This window comes from Bradyrhizobium sp. TM102 (genome assembly GCF_009176685.1).
Lineage (GTDB): Bacteria > Pseudomonadota > Alphaproteobacteria > Rhizobiales > Xanthobacteraceae > Bradyrhizobium > Bradyrhizobium ottawaense.
In genome coordinates this window covers 7,192,733-7,215,607 of sequence record NZ_AP021855.1, presented here as the reverse complement: position 1 = coordinate 7,215,607, position 22,875 = coordinate 7,192,733, and the positions used below count along the sequence as shown (strand labels likewise).

The 22,875-nt window shown below is 65.0% G+C and carries 14 protein-coding genes; 6 read left to right on the top strand and 8 right to left on the bottom strand.

Features of this window, described 5'->3' with window-relative positions; all coding sequences use genetic code 11:
* Positions 1-95: 95 nt before the first annotated feature.
* On the top strand, positions 96-1,853 hold the full coding sequence (locus tag GDN70_RS34085; protein WP_152103621.1) for an outer membrane beta-barrel protein: 1,758 nt from the start codon (positions 96-98) through the stop codon (positions 1,851-1,853).
* Positions 1,854-2,019: 166 nt separating this feature from the next.
* Here the strand turns inward: GDN70_RS34085 and GDN70_RS34080 are convergent, their stop codons facing one another.
* Both GDN70_RS34080 and gltB read right to left on the bottom strand, forming a co-directional pair.
* The gene (locus tag GDN70_RS34080) at positions 2,020-3,471 is read right to left on the bottom strand and encodes a glutamate synthase subunit beta (protein ID WP_028140004.1); all 1,452 of its coding nucleotides are present in this window, start codon (positions 3,469-3,471) and stop codon (positions 2,020-2,022) included.
* A 151-nt stretch (positions 3,472-3,622) separates the two neighbouring features.
* Positions 3,623-8,356: a glutamate synthase large subunit gene (gene gltB / locus GDN70_RS34075; protein ID WP_152103620.1), complete on the bottom strand. Its 4,734-nt coding sequence runs from the start codon at positions 8,354-8,356 to the stop codon at positions 3,623-3,625.
* A 491-nt stretch (positions 8,357-8,847) separates the two neighbouring features.
* Here gltB and GDN70_RS34070 point away from each other — a divergent pair, with 491 nt between their 5' ends.
* Both GDN70_RS34070 and GDN70_RS34065 read left to right on the top strand, forming a co-directional pair.
* On the top strand, positions 8,848-9,639 hold the full coding sequence (locus tag GDN70_RS34070; RefSeq protein WP_152103619.1) for a hypothetical protein: 792 nt from the start codon (positions 8,848-8,850) through the stop codon (positions 9,637-9,639).
* Between the two features lie 358 nt (positions 9,640-9,997).
* Positions 9,998-11,287 carry an IS4 family transposase gene (locus GDN70_RS34065; RefSeq protein WP_038951373.1) on the top strand — a complete coding sequence of 430 codons (1,290 nt, stop codon included), beginning with the start codon at positions 9,998-10,000 and terminating at the stop codon, positions 11,285-11,287.
* Between the two features lie 81 nt (positions 11,288-11,368).
* Here the strand turns inward: GDN70_RS34065 and GDN70_RS34060 are convergent, their stop codons facing one another.
* Both GDN70_RS34060 and GDN70_RS34055 read right to left on the bottom strand, forming a co-directional pair.
* Positions 11,369-12,139 carry an alpha/beta fold hydrolase gene (locus GDN70_RS34060; protein ID WP_038972876.1) on the bottom strand — a complete coding sequence of 257 codons (771 nt, stop codon included), beginning with the start codon at positions 12,137-12,139 and terminating at the stop codon, positions 11,369-11,371.
* Between the two features lie 348 nt (positions 12,140-12,487).
* Positions 12,488-12,949 (bottom strand): Hsp20 family protein, encoded by a 462-nt coding sequence (locus GDN70_RS34055; RefSeq protein WP_038972875.1) that lies wholly within the window; start codon positions 12,947-12,949, stop codon positions 12,488-12,490.
* 221 nt (positions 12,950-13,170) lie between these two features.
* Between GDN70_RS34055 and GDN70_RS34050 the strand changes: the two genes are divergently transcribed.
* Positions 13,171-14,118, top strand: coding sequence for an alpha/beta fold hydrolase (locus GDN70_RS34050; protein WP_028140009.1), 948 nt, complete (start codon positions 13,171-13,173; stop codon positions 14,116-14,118).
* 138 nt (positions 14,119-14,256) lie between these two features.
* On the opposite strand, the gene GDN70_RS34045 is transcribed toward GDN70_RS34050, so the two are convergent.
* A complete protein-coding gene (locus GDN70_RS34045) occupies positions 14,257-17,019 on the bottom strand; it encodes a di-heme-cytochrome C peroxidase (RefSeq protein ID WP_152103618.1) in 2,763 nt (920 codons plus the stop codon).
* A 196-nt stretch (positions 17,020-17,215) separates the two neighbouring features.
* Positions 17,216-19,012 carry an adenylate/guanylate cyclase domain-containing protein gene (locus GDN70_RS34040; RefSeq protein ID WP_038972871.1) on the bottom strand — a complete coding sequence of 599 codons (1,797 nt, stop codon included), beginning with the start codon at positions 19,010-19,012 and terminating at the stop codon, positions 17,216-17,218.
* 235 nt (positions 19,013-19,247) lie between these two features.
* Here GDN70_RS34040 and GDN70_RS34035 point away from each other — a divergent pair, with 235 nt between their 5' ends.
* Entirely contained in the window at positions 19,248-19,880 is a 633-nt protein-coding gene (locus GDN70_RS34035; RefSeq protein ID WP_152103616.1) for a LysE family translocator, read from the top strand.
* Between the two features lie 44 nt (positions 19,881-19,924).
* Here GDN70_RS34035 and GDN70_RS34030 read toward each other — a convergent pair whose 3' ends face one another.
* Positions 19,925-20,677, bottom strand: a complete 753-nt coding sequence (locus GDN70_RS34030; protein ID WP_038972869.1) for a sulfite exporter TauE/SafE family protein — start codon at positions 20,675-20,677, stop codon at positions 19,925-19,927.
* An 88-nt stretch (positions 20,678-20,765) separates the two neighbouring features.
* Here GDN70_RS34030 and GDN70_RS34025 point away from each other — a divergent pair, with 88 nt between their 5' ends.
* Positions 20,766-21,656 carry a LysR substrate-binding domain-containing protein gene (locus tag GDN70_RS34025; RefSeq protein ID WP_028140014.1) on the top strand — a complete coding sequence of 297 codons (891 nt, stop codon included), beginning with the start codon at positions 20,766-20,768 and terminating at the stop codon, positions 21,654-21,656.
* Between the two features lie 236 nt (positions 21,657-21,892).
* Here the strand turns inward: GDN70_RS34025 and GDN70_RS34020 are convergent, their stop codons facing one another.
* Positions 21,893-22,858 carry a tripartite tricarboxylate transporter substrate binding protein gene (locus GDN70_RS34020; RefSeq protein ID WP_152103615.1) on the bottom strand — a complete coding sequence of 322 codons (966 nt, stop codon included), beginning with the start codon at positions 22,856-22,858 and terminating at the stop codon, positions 21,893-21,895.
* Between the last annotated feature and the right edge of the window lie 17 nt (positions 22,859-22,875).

Below are 22,875 nucleotides of genomic sequence, written 5' to 3'. Positions count from 1 at the left end.
ATTAACCATAATTGTTTTAACTCCATTAACGATGGTTCCCGCTGACCGGCGGAAGCCACCGTGAAAGTGTTTGATTTCGTTGGAGTTATTCCATCGTGGGGTCGTCTCCAGGCACCGGCCGGAGCAAACGCGCGCAGTTCCTGCGCGCGGCTTTGCCGTGCCTTGTGCCGGGTCTTGCGCTGACGGCCCTCACAAGCGCGCCCGCGGCCGGCCAGAGCCTCACGCCCGATCTGTTCAATCCCAACCGCGGCGGCTTCGCCGCGCCCGAGACGCTGCCGACGCGCCGCACCGCGGGCGTGCCGCAGGCGCCGTCGGACGCGCTGCCGGCCTTGCCCGATCCGAGCGCCGATCCGCGCAAGGCCCGCGAGCGGCCGGCGGCCTCACGCGTCGGTCAGGTCCCGACTTATGGCCTATCTGCCGCCACCGGCGCGAGCAGCTCCGGCTATGATTCGCTCAACCGCAAGCGACAGCAACCCAAGCTCTATCCGGGCCAGCCGAAGCCGAAGCGCGCGGCCGGTCCTGGCTCGCCGGCGCCGACCACGGTGTCGCCGCCATCGACGCTCGGCCTGCCCAGAATCGCGCCGCCGCCATCCGCCTCCGCCAACAAGGCGCCGGTGCCGGCGGCGATGGCGGGCACCGTGCCCGGCCAGCCGCTGCGCCGCCGCCTCAAGGCGGATGACGATGCGTTTGGGGCCGTCGGCGACTACGCCGGCAGTTTTCTGATCAAGGGCGGGCTTGAGCTCTCCACCGGCTACGACACCAATCCTGCGCGTCTCAACAAGCCGGTGGGATCGCCGGTCTACGTCGTCGCACCCGATCTCCTGGTGATGTCCGACTGGGAGCGCCACGCGCTGGTCGCCGATCTGCGCGGCTCGTTCTCCGGCTACACCAACAACATGCCGGCGACGATCGACGGCTTTGCCTCGCCTTCGCCGGTCGAGATCAATCGTCCCGACTTCACTGGCCATGTCGACGGCCGCCTCGACGTCGACCGCGACCTCAAGCTGACCTCGCAGCTGCGCCTGCGGCTCGCCACCGACAATCCCGGCAGCCCGAACGTGCAGGCCGGCCTTCAGAAATATCCGGTTTACGCCGCCTACGGCACCACTGTCGGCTTCGACCAGACTTTCAATCGTTTCCAGGTCGCCGCGGGCGCCACCGTCGATCGCACCGCCTACACGGACTCCAAGCTCACCGACGGCTCGACCTTCAGCAACGGCGATCGCGATTTCAACCAGTATGGCGGCATCGGGCGCTTCTCCTACGACCTCAAGCCCGGCCTGAAGCCGTTCGTCGAGATTCAGGGCGACACCCGAATCCACGACCAGGCCGCCGACCGCAACGGCTACTTCCGCGATTCAAACGGCGGCTATGCCAAGGTCGGCTCGTCCTTCGAGTTCTCGCGCATCCTCACCGGCGAGATCTCGGTCGGCTATTCCGCGCGCAACTACACCGACCCGCGTCTCAGCCAGCTCGCAGGCTTCCTGACCACGGGTTCGCTGATCTGGAACGCGAGCGGCCTCACCACGGTGAAATTCTTCACCGACACGCAGATCGCCGAGACCACCATCCCCGGCTCCTCGGGCGTGCTGGTGCGCACCTATTCGGCCGAAGTCGACCACGACTTCCGCCGCTGGCTGACGGCCGTGGGCAAGTTCACCTATGGCACGCTCGACTACCAGGGCCAGAACCGCAACGACAAGACCTACTCGTTCGAAAGCAACCTGATCTACAAGCTCAACCGCAACATCTGGGTCAAGGGCACGCTGCGCCACGACATCCTGGATTCGAACCAGGCGGGCTCGAGCTCGCAGGGGACGGTGGTGATGGTCGGGGTGAGGCTGCAGAATTAGTGCGCCTGTCGGCACACGTCGGAGTGAGATGCAGCGCGGGGGCGAGGCTCTCTCCGCTCGTCATTCCGGGGCGCGCGAAGCGCGAGCCCGGAATCCATTTATCCACTAAGCTTGCGGCCTGATGGATTCCGGGCTCGCGCCAAGTGGCGCGCCCCGGAATGACAGCTCAGCGTGGCAGATCCGTCTTCCCCATCAGGAACGTATCAATCGACCTTGCACACAGCCGGCCCTCGCGGATCGCCCACACCACCAGCGACTGACCGCGGCGCATGTCGCCGGCGGTGAACACGTTCGGGCGGGAGGTCTGGTAGTCCAGCGTGTTGGCCTTGACGTTGCCGCGGGGGTCGAGCTCGACCGAGAGCAGCTTCAAGAGACCCTCATGCACCGGATGCACGAAGCCCATCGCGAGCAGGACGAGCTCGGCGTCGAGTTCGAACTCGGTGCCGGCAATCGGCTTGAACTTGTCATCGACGTGGACGCAGTGCAGCTTCTTGACCTGGCCGTTCTCGCCGGAGAACTTCTGGGTCAGCACGGCGTATTCGCGCACCGCGCCTTCGGCCTGGCTGGAGGACGTGCGCATCTTGAGCGGCCAGTTCGGCCAGGTGAGGCCCTTGTTCTCGCGCTCGGGAGGAGCGGGCATGATCTCGAGTTGGGTCACCGACAGCGCGCCCTGGCGCAGCGAGGTGCCGATGCAGTCCGATCCCGTGTCGCCGCCGCCGATGACGACGACGTGCTTGCCGCCGGCCAGGATCTCCTGGACGCCGTTCAGCGGCTCCTCAGAGACGCGGCGGTTCTGCTGCGGCAGGAAGTCCATGGCGTAGTGGATGCCGGACAGCTCACGGCCGGGGATCGGCAGGTCGCGCGGGGCTTCTGCGCCGCCGGTCAGCGCCACCGCGTCATACTCGTTGAGCATCTCGCGCGGATCGACATTGCCGTCAGCGCCGACATGGCTGTTGTAGTGGAAGGTGACGCCTTCACCTTCCATCTGCTTGACGCGGCGGTCGATGACGCCCTTCTCCATCTTGAAGTCAGGGATGCCGTAGCGCAGCAGGCCGCCGGCCTTGGCGTACTTCTCGAACAGGTGCACGTCGTGACCGGCGCGCGCGAGCTGCTGCGCGCAGGCCATACCGGCCGGGCCCGAGCCGATCACCGCGACCTTCTTGCCGGTCTTGACGGACGCGACCTCAGGCTTGAGCCAGCCATTGTCCCAGGCGCGGTCGACGATCGCGCATTCGATGGTCTTGATGGTGACGGGGTTGTCGTCGATGTTGAGCGTGCAGGAGGCCTCGCACGGCGCCGGGCAGATGCGGCCGGTGAACTCCGGGAAATTGTTGGTCGAGTGCAGATTGCGCGAGGCTTCTTCCCAATTGCCCTGGTAGACGAGGTCGTTCCAGTCGGGGATCTGGTTGTTGACCGGGCAGCCGGGCGTGCCGGGCGCGACCGAGCCGGTGCCGTGGCAATAGGGAATGCCGCAGTTCATGCAGCGCGCGGCCTGGTCGCGCGTTTCCTTCTCGGTCAAGGGAAGGACGAACTCGTTGTAATGCTTCACGCGCTCGGCGACCGGGGTGTACTTGCGGTCATGCCGTTCGATTTCGAGAAAACCCGTGATCTTGCCCATTAAACCCGAAGTCCCTGCCGCTTAGTCGTTTGTTCTCTCACTCCTCATCCTGAGGAGCGGCGCGCTCTTCGCGCCGCGTCTCGAAGGATAGAGGCCCGGATGATGGTCTCATGGTTCGAGGCGGCGCTTTCCGCGCCTCCTCAGCTTTCTCTTACGCCCCGATCGCGATTTTCGGCTCGGCGTCCGCGTTGGCGGCCATTTCGCGCAGTGCGCGCCGGTACTCGACCGGCATCACCTTGCGGAATTTCGGCAGCCATTCCTTCCAATTGGCAAGGATGTCGGCGGCGCGCTTGGAGCCGGTCGCTTTCGCGTGGCGCGTGATCAGGACGTGCAGGCGCTCGACGTCGGAGTCGAGCAAATTCTTGAACACGTCGACCCGGCCATGCGCCTCGAGGTCACCGGAGTGATTGTAGGTGCCGGCGTTGATCAGCTCTTCCGACAGCACCGGCTCGAGCTCGACCATCGCCAGGTTGCAGAGCTTGTCGAAGTCGCCGGTCTCGTCGAGGACATAGGCGATGCCGCCCGACATGCCGGCCGCGAAGTTTCGCCCGGTCTTGCCGAGCACGACCACGATGCCGCCGGTCATGTATTCGCAGCAATGATCGCCCGCGCCCTCGACCACCGCAACGGCGCCCGAATTGCGCACGGCGAAGCGCTCGCCGGCGATGCCGCGGAAGTAGCACTCGCCCTGGATCGCGCCGTACATCACGGTGTTGCCGACGATGATGCTCTCTTCCGGCACGATGCCGCTGTTGGCCGGCGGCTTGACGATGATCTTGCCGCCCGAGAGGCCCTTGCCGACATAGTCGTTGGCTTCACCCTCGAGCTCGAAGGTGACGCCCTGCGCCAGCCACGCGCCGAAGGCCTGACCCGCGGTGCCCTTGAGGCCGACATGGATCGTGTCGTGCGGCAGGCCGGCATGGCCGTAGATCTTGGCGACCGCACCCGACAGCATCGCACCGGCGGAACGGTTGGTGCTGTTGATCGTGGCCTCGATCTTCACCGGCGCGCCGCGGTCGAGCGCAGGCTTTGCCTTCTCGATCAGCGTGCGGTCGAGCACCGCTTCCAGATGATGGTTCTGGCGCTCGGAGTGATAGATCTTCTGGCCCTTCTCTTCCTTCTGCTTGACGAACAGCTTGGAGAAGTCGAGGCCCTTGGCCTTCCAGTGCGCGACCAGCTTGGTCTGGTCGAGCAGCTGAACCTGGCCGACCATCTCGTTGAAGGTGCGGAAGCCGAGCGAAGCCATGATCTCGCGGACTTCCTCGGCGACGAAGAAGAAGTAGTTGATCACGTGCTCGGGCTGGCCGGTGAAGCGCTTGCGCAGGACGGGGTCCTGGGTCGCGACGCCGACCGGGCAGGTGTTGAGATGACACTTGCGCATCATGATGCAGCCGGCCGCAATCAGCGGCGCGGTGGCGAAGCCGAACTCGTCGGCGCCCAGCAGTGCGCCGATCACGACGTCACGGCCCGTGCGGAAGCCGCCGTCGACCTGGACCACGATGCGGCTGCGCAGCCGCTCGCGCACCAGCGTCTGGTGGGTTTCGGCAAGGCCGATCTCCCACGGCGAGCCGGCATGCTTGATCGAGGTCAGCGGCGAAGCGCCGGTGCCGCCTTCGAAGCCCGCGATGGTGACATGGTCGGCGCGCGCCTTGGCGACGCCCGCGGCGACCGTGCCGACGCCGATCTCGGAGACGAGCTTGACCGAGACGTCCCCCGTCGGGTTGACGTTCTTGAGGTCGTAGATGAGCTGCGCCAGATCCTCGATCGAGTAGATGTCGTGGTGCGGCGGCGGCGAGATCAGGCCGACGCCCGGCGTCGAGTGCCGGACCTTGGCGATGGTCGCGTCGACCTTGTGGCCGGGCAGCTGACCGCCTTCGCCGGGCTTGGCGCCCTGCGCCATCTTGATCTGCATCATGTCGGAGTTGACGAGATACTCCGTGGTGACGCCGAAGCGGCCCGAGGCGACCTGCTTGATCGCCGAGCGCATGGAATCGCCGTTCGGCATCGGCTTGAAGCGGTCGGCTTCCTCGCCGCCTTCGCCGGTGTTCGACTTGCCGCCGATCCGGTTCATGGCGATCGCGAGCGTGGTGTGGGCCTCGCGCGAGATCGAGCCGAAGCTCATCGCGCCGGTGGCGAAGCGCCTGACGATGTCCTTGGCGGGCTCGACCTGGTCGAGCGGGATCGGCTTGCGCTTCTCTTCGTCCGCGTTCTTGATCCGGAACAGGCCGCGCAGCGTCAGCAGGCGCTCCGACTGCTCGTTGAGGATCTTTGCGAAGGCGCGATAGCGCTCCTGCGAATTGCCGCGCGCGGCGTGCTGCAGCAGCGACACCGATTCGGCGGTCCAGGCATGGTCCTCGCCGCGGCTGCGATAGGCGTATTCGCCACCGACATCGAGCGCGCCCTTGTAGACCAGCGCCTCGCCGAACGCGTCGGCATGACGGCGCACCGCCTCTTCGGCGATCTCGCCAAGGCCGACGCCCTCGACGCGGGTATGCGTGCCCGCGAAGAACTTTGCGACGAAGTCGGCCTTGAGGCCGACGGCGTCGAAGATCTGCGCGCCGCAATAGGACTGGTAGGTCGAGATGCCCATCTTGGACATCACCTTCAAAAGGCCCTTGCCGATCGACTTGATGTAGCGCTTGACGATCTCGTAATCGTCGAGCGAGCCGGGCAGGCGGTCCTTCATCGCGATGATGGTTTCGAACGCCAGGTAAGGATTGATCGCTTCGGCGCCGTAGCCGGCAAGGCAGGCGAAGTGATGCACTTCGCGCGGCTCGCCGGACTCGACGACGAGACCGACCGAGGTGCGCAGGCCGGTGCGGATAAGATGATGATGCACGGCGGCGCAGGCCAGCAGCGACGGGATCGGAACCCGGTCGGTGCCGACCATGCGGTCGGACAGGATGATGATGTTGACGCCTTCGCGCACAGCGCTTTCGGCGCGCGCGCAGAGCTCGTCGAGCACCTGGTCCATGCCTGCCGCGCCGAGACCGGCGTGGAAGGTGGTGTCCAGCGTGCGCGACTTGAAGTGCGACTCGGCAACATCCGAGATCGAGCGAATCTTTTCGAGATCCGCGTCGGTCAGGATCGGCTGGCGCGCTTCAAGGCGCTTGGTGGTGGCAAGCCCCTGCAGATCGAACAGGTTCGGCCGCGGTCCGATGATGGAGACCAGGCTCATCACCAGCTCCTCGCGGATCGGGTCGATCGGCGGGTTGGTGACCTGCGCAAAGTTCTGCTTGAAGTAGGTGAACAGCGGCTTGGCCTTGTCCGACAGCGCCGAGATCGGCGTGTCGTTGCCCATCGAGCCCGCGGCTTCCTCGCCCGTGGCCGCCATCGGCGTCATCAGGATGGCGATGTCTTCCTGGCTGTAGCCGAACGCCTGCTGGCGATCGAGCAGCGACAAATTGGAGCGCACGCCGGTGGTCGGCACCTTCGGCAGCTCTTCCAGCACGATCTGGGTCCGTTCCAGCCACTCCTTGTAGGGATGGCTCTTGGCGAGCTCGGCCTTGATCTCGTCGTCGGGAATAAGACGGCCCTGCTCGAGGTCGACCAGCAGCATCTTCCCGGGCTGCAGCCGCCACTTGGTGATGATCTGATCTTCGGGGATCGTCAGCACGCCCATCTCGGACGCCATCACGATGCGGTCGTCCTTGGTCACGAGATAGCGCGCGGGCCGCAGGCCGTTGCGGTCGAGCGTGGCGCCGATCTGGCGGCCGTCGGTGAAGGCGATCGCGGCGGGACCGTCCCACGGCTCCATCAGCGCTGCGTGATATTCGTAGAAGGCGCGGCGCTTCTCATCCATCAGGGGATTGCCGGCCCACGCCTCCGGAATCATCATCATGACGGCGTGCGGCAGCGAGTAGCCGCCCTGCACCAGGAATTCGAGCGCGTTGTCGAAGCAGGCGGTGTCCGACTGGCCTTCGTAGGAGATCGGCCAGAGCCGGTTGATGTCCTTGCCGTAGAGCTCGGAGCTCACCGAGGCCTGGCGCGCCGCCATCCAGTTGGTGTTGCCGCGCAGCGTGTTGATCTCGCCGTTATGCGCGATCATGCGATAGGGATGCGCCAGCGACCAGGCCGGGAAGGTGTTGGTCGAGAAGCGCTGATGCACCAGGGCGAGCGCGCTCTCGAAATCCTTCTCGTGCAGGTCGGGATAGTACTTGCCGAGCTGGTCGGCGAGAAACATGCCCTTGTAGATCACGGTGCGGCAGGACATCGAGCAGGGGTAATAGCCTGCAAGTCCGCGGTCGCGGCGCTGGTAGATCGCCTGTGAGATCGACTTGCGCAGGATGTAGAGCCGGCGCTCGAACTCGTCCTCGGTCTTGGCGGTGCCATTGCGGCCGATGAACACCTGCATGCAGGCCGGCTCGGTCGGCTTCACGGTGACGCCGAGCGAGGAATTGTCGGTCGGCACGTCGCGCCAACCAAGCAGGGTCAGGCCCTCTTCCTTGATCTGGTCGGCGATGATGCTCTTGATGACGTTGCGCCATGCGGTGTCGCGCGGCATGAACAGCGCGCCGATGGCGTATTCGCCGGGCGCCGGCAGCGCGAAGCCGAGCTCCCCGGCCTTGCGGCTGAAGAAGGCGTGCGGGATCTGCACCAGAATGCCGGCGCCGTCACCGGCGCGCGGGTCGGCGCCGACGGCACCGCGATGCTCGAGATTGCACAGGATGCTCAGCGCGTCCGCGACGATCTCGTGCGACTTCTTGCCCTTGATATTGGCGATGAAGCCGACGCCGCAGGAATCCTTTTCCAGGCTCGGATCGTAGAGGCCAACGGCTGGCGGGCGCGAATTGTGTTCCCGAATCGGATCGGTCGTTTTCGAGGCGACCGTCGCCGACAGTTCTTCTGCCACGATGTTTGCGCTCTCGAATTGCGACCCGTTCATTGTTCTAATCCTCTCCATGCGGCAAGCTGCCTCACCGCCATCTTCGGCGCACCTTGGGCGTTCCGCGGCACCCGCCTCTGGGTCACCGCTCGTCCGCTGCGAGCCGCATTTTCTTAAATTCAGGCCTAGGCGTTCTTCGTCCCCGAGAACGGCTTTGCCTGTTGCCTTATTGTGCTCGAAAGCACCGACTTTCGTTGCAATCCCTATGCCGGAACCGCAAGCAAAATTGAGACAGTCTTCCTGTCCTAACCGTCACCTTGCCAAATTTTTGTCTATCACACAAGCGCGTGGAAGTCCCGATTCCCGATATGTCAATCAATCGCTTTCCGAAAGTTGCGCGGCCCCGGTTTTGAAGCAAACGCGCCCCGATCCGGCCCTGTGGGCGCCGAAATCCCAAATGAAGCTTCGGATCAGCCCTTCGAAAGGCGCGCCACGCCGCAAGAGGCGAAAGAGCGCGAGGCATTCGGGGGCCTGACAGGAGCGTGTCGACGATGAAGTTTTTCACAGGATGTGTGGCTGCTGCCACGCTGGCGCTCGCCATGAGCGCCGGGCATGGGCAGGTTCTGGCGCAAGTTCCCGCGAAAGGTATCGCAGGAGGGGCGGCTATCGCGGTGTCGGATTTCGACGGACCCTATGCGTCCCCCGAAGCCGCCCCGCCACTGCCGCCGCGTTACGGCCAAGGCTACGGTCCCGGCTATGGCTACGAAGAGCGCGGTCCGGCGTTGCTGCCGTCGACCGAGGTCTACGCGGTCTTGCGCGAAAACGGCTTCTCGCCGCTCGGCATCCCGCGCCTGCGCGGCAGCGTCTACACCATCGCGGTGATCGACCGTCGCGGCGACGACGGCCGGCTCGTGATCGATGCCCGCGACGGGCGGATCATCCGTTTCATGCCGGCCGCGGACGCCTACGGCATGGCGCCCGCCTATGACGAGCGCGCGGCCTCGCCTTACGGTCCGCAAAGCGCGCTGCCGCCGCCGACCGTGATCCGCAGCGGCCCGCCGCGGCCGCCGGCCTCGATCCCGCACGTGGCGAGCCGCACCGTGCCGCTGCCCAGGGCCGCCCCGCCGCGCAGCGAGACGCCGGTCGCCGCCGCCAAGCCGGCCGAGCCTGTGACGCAGCAGGCTCAAGCGCCGCAGGCACAGGCACCGCAGCAGACCGCTGCCGCGCAGGCCAAGCCGGCGGAAGCGGCACCGCAAGCCCCGGCTCCAACCGTCGGTCAGGCCAAGCCGTCGGCGACGATTTTGCCGACGCAGGAGATGCCGGCGGCACAGGGACTGGATTAGCACTGCGAGTTTGATGCGATAGCGCCAGCCACACCCACGCTGTCGTCCCTGCGAACGCAGGGACCCATACCGCGTGATCTATCGGTGGGGATGAGGTGCGAGTCCCGAACGACCAATCTTCGCCAAACTGCTCCCTGTGGTTATGGGTCCCTGCGTTCGCACTAGGGCATGCACATTCTGGTGCGGCGGATTGACTCGGGTTCGCCCTGGGGGTTCCAGAATCGGAGATCTGTGTGATTCCTATTGCGGCACTCCATGGTTTGGACGGGGGTGCTGCGATGTTGTCACGGATTGACTGGACGCTGGGCCGGTTCGGGGATCGTCGTCTCGATAAAGGGGGGCGGCGCTCGCTGAACGCATGGTTGCGGGCAAAACTGTCTGCCTTCGGCAGCTCTCCAGGGGGAACCGCGCGCTGGAAGTGCGGTTCAACCGCTTTCTTGGCCATGACAAGGTGACGGTGGATCGGATCATCGAAAGCTGGAGCAATAGCACGGGCCCTGCCGTGGAAGGCCGCCACGTGCTGGCCATCCAGGACACCAGCGAGATCCACTTCAACACCACGCCGCAACGCCGGCGCGGGCTCGGAGAAATCGGCAAAGGCAATAACCACGGCGTGCTGCTGCACCCGCTGCTGGCTGTGGACGCCGACGACGGCAGCTGTCTTGGGCTTTTGAGCGGGCAGATATGGACGCGCGCAGGTCGCCGCACGACCTCGCATGATGATCGGGAATTATCGGACAAGGAATCGCAACGCTGGATATCGACTGCCGTGGCGGCAAGGCCGCTGCTCACCAAGGCCGCGGCGGTGACGGTGCTGGGTGACCGCGAGAGCGATATTTTTGCCCTTTATGCCAGCTCGGCCAAGCAACACTTCCACGTCATCGCGCGCAGCATGCATGATCGCAAGCTTGCCGACCGCAGCAGCCTGTATGAGGCCAGCGATGCCATGGCCGCGGTGGACCAGCGTATGATCCAACTGCCTGCGCGCGCCGCGCGGCCGGCTCGCCTGGCCCACCTCGAACTTCGCTTTGGCGCAATCGAGCTCGCCCGCCCGCAGAATAAGTTCTTGCACCATCTGCCGAAAAGCTTGCCGCTGGCGGTGGTCGATGTGCGCGAGATTAACGCCGAAACCGGCATAGAGCCGCTGCACTGGCGGCTTCTCACCTCTCACGAGGTCACCAGCATCGAGGACGCCTGGCGCATCGTCCAATGGTACAAGCAGCGCTGGATCATCGAGCAGTTCTTCCGCATCCTGAAGACACAAGGCCTCAAGCTCGAAGACAGTCAGATCGGATCCGCCGATCGGCTTCTCAAGCTGGTTGCGATCGCCGCCAAGGCGGCCGTCATCACCATCCAGCTTCTGCAGGCCCGCAATGGTGGTCGCCAGCCCATTCTCGCGGCCTTCGACAACGGCCAAATTGGCGCGCTCACAGCCCTCAACCGGCAACTCGAAGCCGCGAGCAAGCGACTAAAGAACCCACATCCGCCCGATAGTCTCGCTTGGGCCGCCTGGATCATCGGCCGTCTCGGCGGGTGGGATGGCTACCCATCGTCCAAGCCGCCGGGCCCGATCACCTTCAAAAACGGCCTCGAATACTTCAACGCCGTCGCAGCAGGATGGAGCCTCAGAGATATGTGCATGCCCTAGTGCGAACGCAGGGACGACGGCCGGGCAAAACAAAAAAGGCGCCTGAGCAATTCAGGCGCCTTCCGCATTTCAGCGATCGCTTCAGCTCCGCGGATATCCCGCGGCTTCCAGGATCAAATTGGCGACCTCCTTCGGATGCGACACCAGCGAGAGGTGGCCGGCATCGAGCTCGACCGTGGTGGCGTTCATGCGCTTGGCGAGGAAGCGTTCGAGATCCGGATTGATGGTGTAGTCGTTCTTCGACACCGCGTACCAGCTCGGCTTCGAATGCCACGCAGCTTCCGTGGTGCGGCCGGCGAAGATCGACGCGGCGGTCGGCCATTGCACGGCATAAAGCTCCCTGGCCTGCTCCGGCTTCACGCCATTGGCGAAATATTTCAGGAAGGCGTCTTCCGAAAGTTTTGTGTCGCCGTCGCGCTCGACGATGCCGGCGCGCACCGGGCCGGTCGGGAATTGCTTCGACAGCGCGACGAAATCCTCGTTCGCATCGGGCGCACGTGCGGCGACATAAACGAGGCCGGTGACCTTCGGATCGGTGCCGACCTGGCTGATCACCGTGCCGCCCCAGGAATGCGCGACCAGCACGGTCGGTCCGTCCTGCTCGGCCAGCGCGCGCCTGGTCGCCTCGACCGAGTCCGCAAGCGACGACAGCGGATTCTGCACGGCCGTGACATGCAGGCCCGCGGCCTGGAGGATCGGGATCACCTCCGACCAGCTCGAGCCGTCGGCCCAGGCGCCGTGCACCAGCACGACGTTCTTTGCTTTCACCGTCTGCGGTGTCTGCGCGTGAGCGAGGCTGAGGGGGGCCGCCAACAGGCTCGCGGCGACGAAAAGGCTGCGCCAAAGTGACATGATCGTGCTCCGTCTCGTTTTGTGTTCGATGTCCAAAGGACGGAGCGTGGGGCAGCGGCGTTACGCTCAGTCACCTACCTGTGAGCAGCGTCTTGGTCGGGCGTGTACGGGACGCGTGGGCGAGCTTGCAGTGGGGGTAACGTAGAACGACAGGCCCAACCTGTATTTCCATTTCAACCGAAAACTGCCGCTGGATTCTGCGGCACTGACAAACAGGCCGGTACGAAATATATCGACGCAGGAGTCGCTGCGGGGCTACTCGCGGCGTTTCGCGATACAACTGGACAAGTAAAAAAACGCCCCGGGGCACCGGGGCGTTTTCTCAAACCTGGAAGTGGCGTGCCGTGGTTAGGCGGCGACCGAGTTCTCGATCACCTGCGCCTTCGGTGCGCTGGTATTGATCGCGATCTGGCGCGGTTTCTTCGCCTCGGGAATCTCACGGACGAGGTCGACGTGAAGCAGCCCGTTTTCCAGCGAGGCGTCCTTCACCTGCACGAAGTCGGCGAGCTGGAAGGCGCGCTCGAATGCACGCGCGGCGATGCCGCGGTAGAGCACTTCGTTCTTGCTGTTCTCGCCTGCGACCTTCTCGCCCTTGATCGTCAGCGTATTTTCCTTCGCGACGATGGAGAGCTCATCCCTGGCGAAGCCCGAGACCGCAACGGTGATGCGGTAGGCATTCTCGCCGGTACGCTCGATGTTGTAGGGGGGATAACCGGGGCTGCCGTCCGAGCTGGCCTGGTCGAGCAGGCTAAAGAGGCGGTCGAAGCCGACGGTGGAACGGTAGAAGGGGGTGAGATCGTAGCTACGCATGGTCTAGTCCTCCATTGAGCGACTGTTGGGTAACCCGCCCGCCAATCGGGCCGGGCTTTAGTCTGTGTGCAGCCTGATGTTCCGGGTCCGAAACACTGGTAGCGGCCTGCACGAAGATGATATGGGTGGAACGAGACGGCGTTCAAGAGGGCGGCAATCAGCGCCTTTTCGGCGCTCCCGCCCCTTGATTTGCAGCACTTCGCGCCCAAGCACTTCCAATCATGACGCTGGTCTCGATCCCGTCCAATCCCGTCCCCGAAGACGTCGTCAGCGGTACCATCAAGACGCCCGATGGCGCCGAGCTGCGCTTTGCGCGCTGGGCGCCGCCGGCGAACCGCAAGGGCACCGTCTGCGTCTTCACCGGACGCAGCGAGCAGATCGAGAAATATTTCGAGACCGTGCGCGATTTGCGCGACCGCGGCTTTGCAGTGGCAATGATCGATTGGCGCGGGCAGGGCCATTCCTCGCGCCGCCTGCGCGACCCGCGCAAGGGCTATGTGCGCGACTTCTCCGATTTCGAGGTCGACGTGGAGGCGTTCGTGCAGCAGGTCGTGCTGCCGGATTGCCCGCCGCCGTTCTTCGCGCTGGCCCATTCCATGGGCGGCACGGTGATGCTGCGGGTGGCGCATGCGGGCAAGCGCTGGTTCGACCGCATGGTGTTGTCGGCGCCGATGATCGACCTGCCCGGCCGCACCACCTCGCTTCCGGTGCGTGCGCTGCTCAAGACCATGCGCCTGCTCGGGCAGGGGGGCCGTTATGTCCCCGGCGGCAGCGACCGTCTCACCGGGCTCGATCCCTTCATCAACAATCCCGTGACCAGCGATCCGGTACGCTATGCGCGCAATGCCGCGATCCTGGAGGAGGACCCCACGCTCGGGCTGGCATCACCGACCGTGGCCTGGGCCGATACCGCCTTCCGCGCCATGAACACCTTCAAGGGCAAGAACTACCCCTCGCAGATCCGCCAGCCGATCCTGATGCTGGCGGCCTCCAACGACGCGGTGGTCTCGACCGCGGCGATCGAGGAGTTCGCCTATCACTTGCGCGCCGGCTCCCACCTCGTGATCGCCGGCGCCAAGCACGAGATCCTCCAGGAGCAGGACCGCTACCGCTCCCAGTTCTGGGCCGCCTTCGACGCCTTCGTGCCGGGCACGCCGTTGTTCAAGTGAGGAAAGAGCGCGTCATCGCGCTACAAACTCGTCATGCCCGGGCTTGTCCCGGGCATCCACGGACTTCGGTTCGGCGAGACAAGAACGTGGATGGCCGGGACAAGCCCGGCCATGACGAGACGAAGAACTCTGGTCGCGTTAAAGCGTCTTCAAATATTCGATCAGATCGTAGCGCTCGGCATCGTCCTTGAACATGCGGCCGATGACGCCATCGCGCTTCGGTTCGCCTTCCTTGCGCTCGAAGGAATGGCCGAGCACGCTGTTGCCCTGGATCGGGTCCTTCTCCGATCCCGCCGAGAACTGCGTTTCGCCCGTCTTGCATTTCTCATCCGCGGTCACCGCAAAGCCGACGGTCACGGGATCATAGTCGCGGCGGCCCATGCAGAATTTGGTCGGGCGCTCGTTCGCCGGCTTCAGCAACCAGTACAGCGAAGGCACCGAACCGTTGTGCAGGTAAGGTGCGGTAGCCCAGATGCCGTTCAATGGCCGCGCCCGATAGCGCGGGTCAGGCGCCGGATTGAGACAATTCTTGCGCGCGAGATTCCACATTTTCGCCCGTTCGGCCTCCGGGACCTTCTCGTCGTCCATCCATTTGCGGGCGACGAGGTCGACCACCGTCATCAGGCCGAGCGCGTAGACCATCTCGTTGGGCGATTTGCTTGCGGTCGGGATATCGCATTGCCACCATGTCTGGAGGTCGGCCGTATTCACCTTCAGGAAGCCGGGCACATCGACCATCCTGTTGCTGAGAACAAGGGATTGCTCGGGATCCGTGTTGATCTCCTTGAGGGGAATCGTGACCGCGTTCAGCACCTTGCTGTCGCCGCTCGGCTCCCAATGTGTCGAGGACCAGAAAGCCTTGGTGTTGACGGCCGGCAGGTGACATCCGGAGCACATCTCAGTGTAGATCTTGCGGCCGTTCTCGACCTTGGCCTGATCGATCCTCCATGCGTCGCCGAGGATCTGCGAGGGCCATTGCGGCGCCAGCAGGCCGCCGAATTTCGGATCGGCGGAGGGATCGGCCGGCTTGAACGGATCGGGGCCTCTCAGCATGTCCTCGATCCAGCCGAGTGTCCTGATGTTCACCGAGGACCGCCACACCCGGTCCTCCGGATAGGCGTCGGACAGGTTGAGCAGTGCGGTCACGCCGAGCGCTTCGCCGGCATTGCGAATTAACGGCTGCTCGATCGATGCGTCGTACTGGGCGAATTTGAACCAGGGCACGGTCCAGATCGCGGGGTAGCTGACCGGAGCATCCTGGGCATGCAGGTTCTTCTCGAAGCCCTTGACCCCGCTCAGCGCGAGATCCTGCGAGAAGACCTGGTTGCCGATGCGATTGAGAGCGTCGAGGCGGCCGAACCCTTCCTCCGTGTCCTGCTGCTGCCTGCCGTTCCAGGTCTTCTTGCTTTCAACCGTCTTTTGCTGGGTTTTCGCCCAGTCGATCAGGAACGTGCCGATCGCGCTGAGCTTCTGCTTGAGCGCGGCGCGGTCCGTCTTGCTGGCATCGGGGCCGAGCACGCGATCGGCAAAGCGCTGGAAGCGGAACGGGACATACAGGGTGTAGGCGATCGACAGGCCGGTCGAGAGCTCCAGCTTCTTCAGGTCGGTCATGGCCGGGCCGCCGTCGAAGCGCACGTCCACGCCCTGGTAATGGATCTGCCCGGTATGGCAGGCCGCGCAGGTCAACCCGATCTTGTCTTCCTCGCGACGGCCGGTCGCGGGATCGACGACCCCGGTCATCCGCGCGAATCCGACCGGCAGGCCGTCGACGTTCTCCACCGGCGTCCATCTGGTCGACCAGTCCGGCACCTGCGTCGTCTCATAGACATTGGCGTAACCGAAGCGGCGCAACGTCGTCGTGTCGGTCTGGATCGACTGCGGGCTCGGGATGAAGCCGAAGCCTTCGAGATAGGCGCTCTCCTTCATCATGCCGGGTTTCGAGAACAGATGAAGGCGTGGCTGCTCCAGCGCCATGAACCATTCATAGGGCACGGGGAAGGTCGCGGTGCCCTGGCTGGCATGATGGAACCAGTGCCGGTCCTTCAGCGACCAGTTCTGCTCGAGCCAGAAGGCCGCCTTCGTCTCCGGGACCGCAGGCAAGGGCGGCGGCAAGAGATTTACGAGAATTCCCTTCTGCGGCAGCATGGCGCGAACCTGATTGGGGAATTCGGCCACCGCGACGAGGGCAACGAGGCCGACGGCGATCAGCAAGGCCGCAAGCTTGAGGGCGCCCCGCACCACGCGCTGGCAGGTCGACAGCACCGGCGGGACCAGCCGCTCGTTGATGCGCGCCGGGAATTGGCGCTCGTTGAACAGCGTGCGCACGTCGGCAACGCCGAGATAGCGATCCTCGCCCCTGCCCTTGCCGATGATCTTCAGGAGGATCGGCCATTCGAACTTCATCAGCAGCGGGTAGTACCAGCGCGCGGCGCTGCCGGCGCGCTTGAGGTTGTCGCGCATGAAGATGTCGATTTCCGAGGCGTTGAGGCCCAGCTCGGAGCCGCCGTTCGGATCGGTGTAAGTCCGGCCGAAACTCGCGAGCCGCGCGATCTCGTCCTCGTTGATCTTGCCGTCGACTCCGAGGATGCGCGAGCCGGCACCGCGCTTGTCCAGCGGGCCGCCGCGCAGCGCATCGAGCTGCGCGCCCGAAAAGATGCTCTTGAGGATGTGACCCAGACCGTTGGCGATGAGCGCCACGCCGCGGACCTGAAGCCGGGCAGACGCCTTCTTCAGCCCGGTTTCGCCGGTCGCGTTCGCGATCGTCTCCGACAGCTTGCCGAGCGGGACAGTGCCGCCCTCGACAAAGCCCTCGCCGACGAGGCCGCGCAGGAATGGGCAGGGATTGTTCGGCGAGACCTGGATCGAGGGGTCGAACGGCGGTTTCGAAGCGGGGTCATGCATGGCCCAAAATCCTGAAAACAGCGAATCGTGAAATGAGGCGCCGATCAAGCGCGGAAAGTCCTAACAAACCGACAGCAGACTATACTACTTCAGCGTGTGGCGAAGTGTGGCCGAATTCACTGTCCTGTCAACAAGTGCAGGCGGGGTCTCGCCAAAGACCTAAGGGAACGGCTGCGGGGGGACCGTGGCCTGCCGGTCAGGACTCGGCGACGCGTTTGACGTCGCTCTGAACCAGGGTCAGCTTGCCTAGCGGCACGCCGGCCTTCAGCAGTCCCTCGCGATAGTGGGCGAGGTCCTCGGGCCGCTTCCAGTGGAAGTTGCGCAAGTGACGATCGACATTGAGCGTCGGGTAATTGCCCATCAGCACGGAGGTCGCTTCGCTCGCCTCGGCGGTCCGGCCCAATTGTGCCAGGGCCGCGGCGCGGATTGCCAGCGCCTGCATGTGGTTGGGATTGATGTAGAGCTGCTCGCGCGCCCATGACAGGGTCGCGTCATATTGGCGCAACAGATAATGACTGAAGGCGTTCAGCGCCGCCCATTGGTAGCGCGGGTCGCTGTTGTCGCGCTGCGCGGCCATCGAAAACATCTCGATCGCCTCGCGGTGCTCGCCGATGACGAAATGGCAGATGCCGAGCACGCCGCGCGCGCCCATGTCGTAGGGATTGAGCGCGACCGCGCGCTTGGCCGCGTCCATCGCCGCCTCGTAATGCCCTTCCATGGCGTGCGCCCAGGACAGGATCGAGAACGCAAAGGACGAGCGCGGGTCGAGCCGGACGCTGGTTTCGGCGAGGTTCATCGCCTCGGCCCACATCTCGCGCGTGCCCTTGACCCAGCCGAACTGGATGCTCTGGATCTGGATCGTGGCGAGATAGGCGTGCGCGATCGACAGCTTGGGATCGACCATGATGGCTTCCCGGAACAGATCGACGGCGGCAGTCAGGTCCTCCTTGGTCTGCCGGTAGTAATGCGACAGCCCCTTGAGGAAGCGATCCCAGGCGGTGACGTCCGTCGAGAGCCGCGCGGGCGCCGAGGCTTCGGCGCGGACGATCTCGGTGGCGATGGCGGCGGACAAATTGGTCGTGATCTCGTCCTGCATCGCGAAGAAGTCGCCGATGTCGCGGTCGTAACGGCCGGTCCAGAGCTGCTCGCCGGTCTCCGGGGCGATCAGCTCGGCGGTGACGCGGATCTTGGCGCCGGCACGCCGCACCGAACCCTGGATCAAATAGGTGGCGTCGATCTCGCGCGCGATCAGGCGGGTGCTGGTGTTCCTGCCCTTGAAGGCGAAGGTCGAGTTGCGGCTCAGCACGCGATAGAAGGATTGCAGCGACAGTGCGTGGATGAGATCCTCGGTGAGGCCGTCGGAGAAATACTCGTCCTGGGCATCGCTGAGATTGGCGAACGGCAGCACGCCGACGATCGCGGTGCGGTACTGTTGCGAGAGGGCGGACGCCTCGCGGAGCTCGGGCGCGAGCGCCGGTGCACCCTCGGGCGTCCAGGTCCAGACCCCGATTGCATCCTTGATGTTCTTGAAGCGATGATTGCCGGCATCGACCAGCGGCACGCTGAGATGCTTGCTCGCCTCCTTGTAGGCCTTGGCCGAGATCGCAAAGCCGCCGGGGCTCGCGACCGACTCCAGGCGGACGGCGATGTTGACATCGTCACCGAATACCTCGTCCTCATCGGCGATGACGTCGCCCATGTGGATGCCGAGGCGGAACTGCATGGCGCGGTCGGCCGGCAGATGGTGGTTGCGCTCCGCCATCAGCGTCTGCATCGCGATCGCGGCCTCGGTGGCGCCGACGATCGAAGGGAACTCCAGCAGGAAGCCGTCGCCGGTGTTCTTCACGACGCGGCCGCCGTGATTGAGGATGATCGGGTGGATCGCGCTGCGATGGGCCTTGAAGGCGGCATGGGTGCCGGCCTCGTCGCTGCCCATCATGCGCGAATAGCCGGCGACATCGGCGCAGACGATGGCAGCCAGACGTCTTTCCATATCCCGGAAGCTCCAAGGGATCGAGAAGGGATCTGGGACTGGCCACGGCGTGGCAAGTCGACGCGAATCCCGCATTTCAAGAACCTCGCCTTTATAAAGCAGATGTGGCCGAGCGGAAGCATGATCCGCATTGCAAATTCGAGGTAAATCCTCCGCAATCCCGGCGGTGGACGGCGGCCGCCGAACCGACTAAGCGGAATTGACCGCCGGAACGGGCGGCAGGGGGCACCTTTGCATGCTGGGCATTCACGAAATCGGGCTCTTCATCCTGTCGGGCGTGCTGCTCAACATCACGCCGGGGCCTGATTCCGTCTACGTCATCGGCCGCAGCATGCAGATGGGCTGGCGGGGCGGCGCCGCGGCCGCATTCGGCATCAGTTGCGGCTGTTTCGTCCATGTCGCGGCCGCCGCGATCGGGCTTTCGGCCCTGCTGATGGCCTCGTCGACCGCCTTTTCGATCCTGAAGCTGGTCGGCGCGGCCTATCTCGTGTTCACCGGGCTTCAGATGCTGTGGTCGCGCCCGGTGCTGGCGACGGCGATCGACGAGCCGGTGCGGAGCTCGCTGCGGCGGGTCTTACTCCAGGGCGTCTTCACCAACGCGCTCAATCCCAAGGTCGCGCTGTTCTTCCTGGCTTTCCTGCCGCAATTCGTCGCGGCCGATTCACCGCACAAGCCGCTCGCCTTCCTGACGCTCGGCCTGATCTTCATCTCTACGGGCACGCTGTGGTGCCTGGTGCTGGCCGCGTTCGCGGCCAAAGCCGCCCACCGCCTGCGCGAGTCCGAAGGCGTGATCGCCTGGGTCAACCGCGCCCTCGGCGGCCTCTTCATCTATCTCGGCATCCGCGTCGCCATGCTGGAGACGCGGTAGGCTCATTCGAACGAATGAGGCGGGCAGCGTAGGGCGATCTTCCCTCAAACGAACTCCTTCGCCAGCGCACTGCCGGCGAGATAAAGGCCGAGCAGGATCATCGCGATCAGGAACCAGCGGCGGAACGCTTCGGCCGGCATCCGTGCTCGCACCGACTGTCCCACGAACATGCCGGCAAAAGCCATCGCCATGCCCACCGCGCCCGGCACGACATTGGCTGGCGTCAACAGCCCAACGGCCGTCAGGTTGAAGGCGAGCGCCAGTGTCGCCGTCGTGAAGAACACGCCGAGCGCCTGCACCAGCTCGTCCTTCTCCATGCCGATTGCCTGCATGAACGGCATCGAGGGGATCACCTGCACGCCGGTCGAGGCCGAGATCACGCCGGTGACGACACCGACCACGCCGCCGACCCATTTCTCGTTCTGCGGCGCGACGCGGAATTGGAACTTGTTCAGACCGATCACGGCATAGATGACGAGCAGGACGCCGAGCACGATCGTGCCGTAGCGCGCATGCGGCCCGGTCAGCGCGCCGGCATTGAGCCAGCATCCGATCACGGTGCCGATCATCAGCGGCCACAGCCGCTTCAGGATGTCGCGCAAATAAGGGCCGACGAAGGTCTGCCAGATGTTGGTGACGATGGCGGGCACGATAACGATGGCGATCGCGCGGCTGGGCGTCATGCTCACCGCGAGCAGGCCCATGGACACCGTCGGCAGGCCGAGCCCGACCACGCCCTTGACGAATCCGGCGATCAGGAACACGGCGGCGATGACAATGAGAAGCGGGTCGATCATGACAGCACATTGACCGAAGCCGCGCGGGCGCACAATCTGGAGGTTACGGAGTAAGCCTTCGCTCTGAACGAAGGCTGGGAGATCTGCCATGCGTTTTGACCTCGTCGACCTCCAGCTCTTCATCGCGGTCGCCGACCAGCGCAGCATCACCCGCGGCGCCGAGCGGTCGCACCTGGCCCTGGCCTCGGCCAGCGCGCGCATCAAGGGGCTCGAGGACGCGCTCGGCGTCGCGCTGCTCAAGCGCGGGCGGCGCGGCGTCGAGCTGACCGCGGCCGGCGAGAGCCTGCTCGATCATGCCAGGCTCGTGATCCACCAGATCGATGCCATGCGCGGCGATCTCGCCGGTTTTGCCAGCGGCGTGCGCGCCAGCGTGCATTTCCTCGTCAACACCTCGGGCCTGTCGGAACATCTGCCGAAGGCGCTGGCCGGCTTCCTGCGCGAACACCGCGACGTCGCCATCGACATCGAGGAGCGCGAGAGCACCGACATCGCGGCGGCGATCACCGCAGGCGCCGCCGACCTCGGTTTCGCCGCCGAGCACGCGCTGCCCGACCATATTGAGCGCTTCGTGTTCAGCGAGGACCACCTGACATTGGTGACGTCGCGGCGCGGCCCGTTCGCGGGTCGCCGCCAGATCGATTTCCAGGAAGCCGGCAGTTGCGACTTCGTCGGGCTCACCAGCGCCACCGCGCTCCAGATGCACATTTCGAAGCACGCCGCCCGGCTCGGCATGCGCCCGCATTACCGCGCGCGCCTGCGCGACTTCGATGCGATCTGCCAGATGGTCGCCGCCGACGTCGGGATCGCGCTGGTGCCGATATCCGCCGCCCGCCGCTGCGCAAAACTGATGCCGCTCGCCATGGTCCGGCTACGCGATGCCTGGGCCAACCGCAAGCTCGTGATCTGCGCGCGCAGCTTCAAGACGCTGCCAAGGCCTGCGAAGATGCTGGTGGAGCATCTGCGGGCAGAGGCGGTGTGAGCAGTTGTTCCTGCGCTAGTGTGAGGCACGCTCCCGCAGCGAGCAAACTGCGCTCCCTCCCCCCTTGTGGCGGAGGGCGGGGGAGAGGGGTAGTCCAGGAACAGGTGCCTCTGTCGTGAAGAAGAGAGATCGATGGGGTCCCCGTGTGGCCCCCTCTCCCTAACCCTCCCCCGCAAGGGGGGAGGGAACGCACCTGTCGCGTTGTGAAGGTGGTGCTTACCCAGCGAAAACGCGAACTACTTCGCCGTCTCCACCCCGGCGTCCTTGATCACCTTCGCCCACTTCCTAGTCTCGTCCGCGATGAATGACCGAAAGTGCTCCGGCTCGTCGCCGACCAGCGTCGCGCCTTGCGCGGCGAGCTTCTCCTTCACCGCGGGATCGGCCATCGCCTTCGTCGCCAGGGCGTGCAGCGCCGTGACAATCTCCTTCGGCGTGCCCTTGGGCGCCACCATGCCGTACCAGTTCTCGACGCGCAGATCGGGAAAACCCGCTTCCGAAAGAGTCGGCACGTCAGGTGCGGTCGGGGCGCGCTCTGCCGAGCCCATCGCGATCGGCCGCAGCGCGCCGGCCTTGACCTGCGGCAGCAGCACGGGGAGATCGAGAAACGTCATCTGCACCTGCTGGCCCAAGAGATCGTTCACCGCGGGGGCTGCGCCGCGATAGGGCACGTGGACGATGTCGATCTTCCCCGTCAGCTTGAACAGCTCGCCGGCGAGATGTGGCAGGCTGCCGGGGCCGGAAGAGGCGAAGTTGAGCTTTCCCGGCTGCGCCTTGGCCAGAGCGATCAATTCGCCCATGTCCTTGGCGGGCACGTTGGTGGCGACCACGAGCATCTCCGGCACCGTCGCAACCAGCGTCACCGGTGTGAGGTCGCTCAAGGTGTCGTAGGCGACTTTCTCCATGCTCGGGCTGATCGCGAGCGCGCCGGCTGAGGAGATCGCTGTGGTGTAGCCGTCGGGGGCGGCCTTGGAGACCGCATCGGTGCCGAGCACGCCGCCCTGGCCGCCGCGATTGTCGATCAGCACCGGCTGCCCTGACAGCTCCGACATGCGCTGGCCGATGACCCGCGCGATGATGTCGTTGGGCCCGCCGGCCGGAAACGGCACGATCAGCTTGATCGGCTTGGCCGGGAAATTCTGAGCGGACGCCACTGATGGCAGCAGCAGCAATAATCCAAGAAGAAGCCTGCGTGAGATGGTCATGCAAGCCTCCGCTCGCG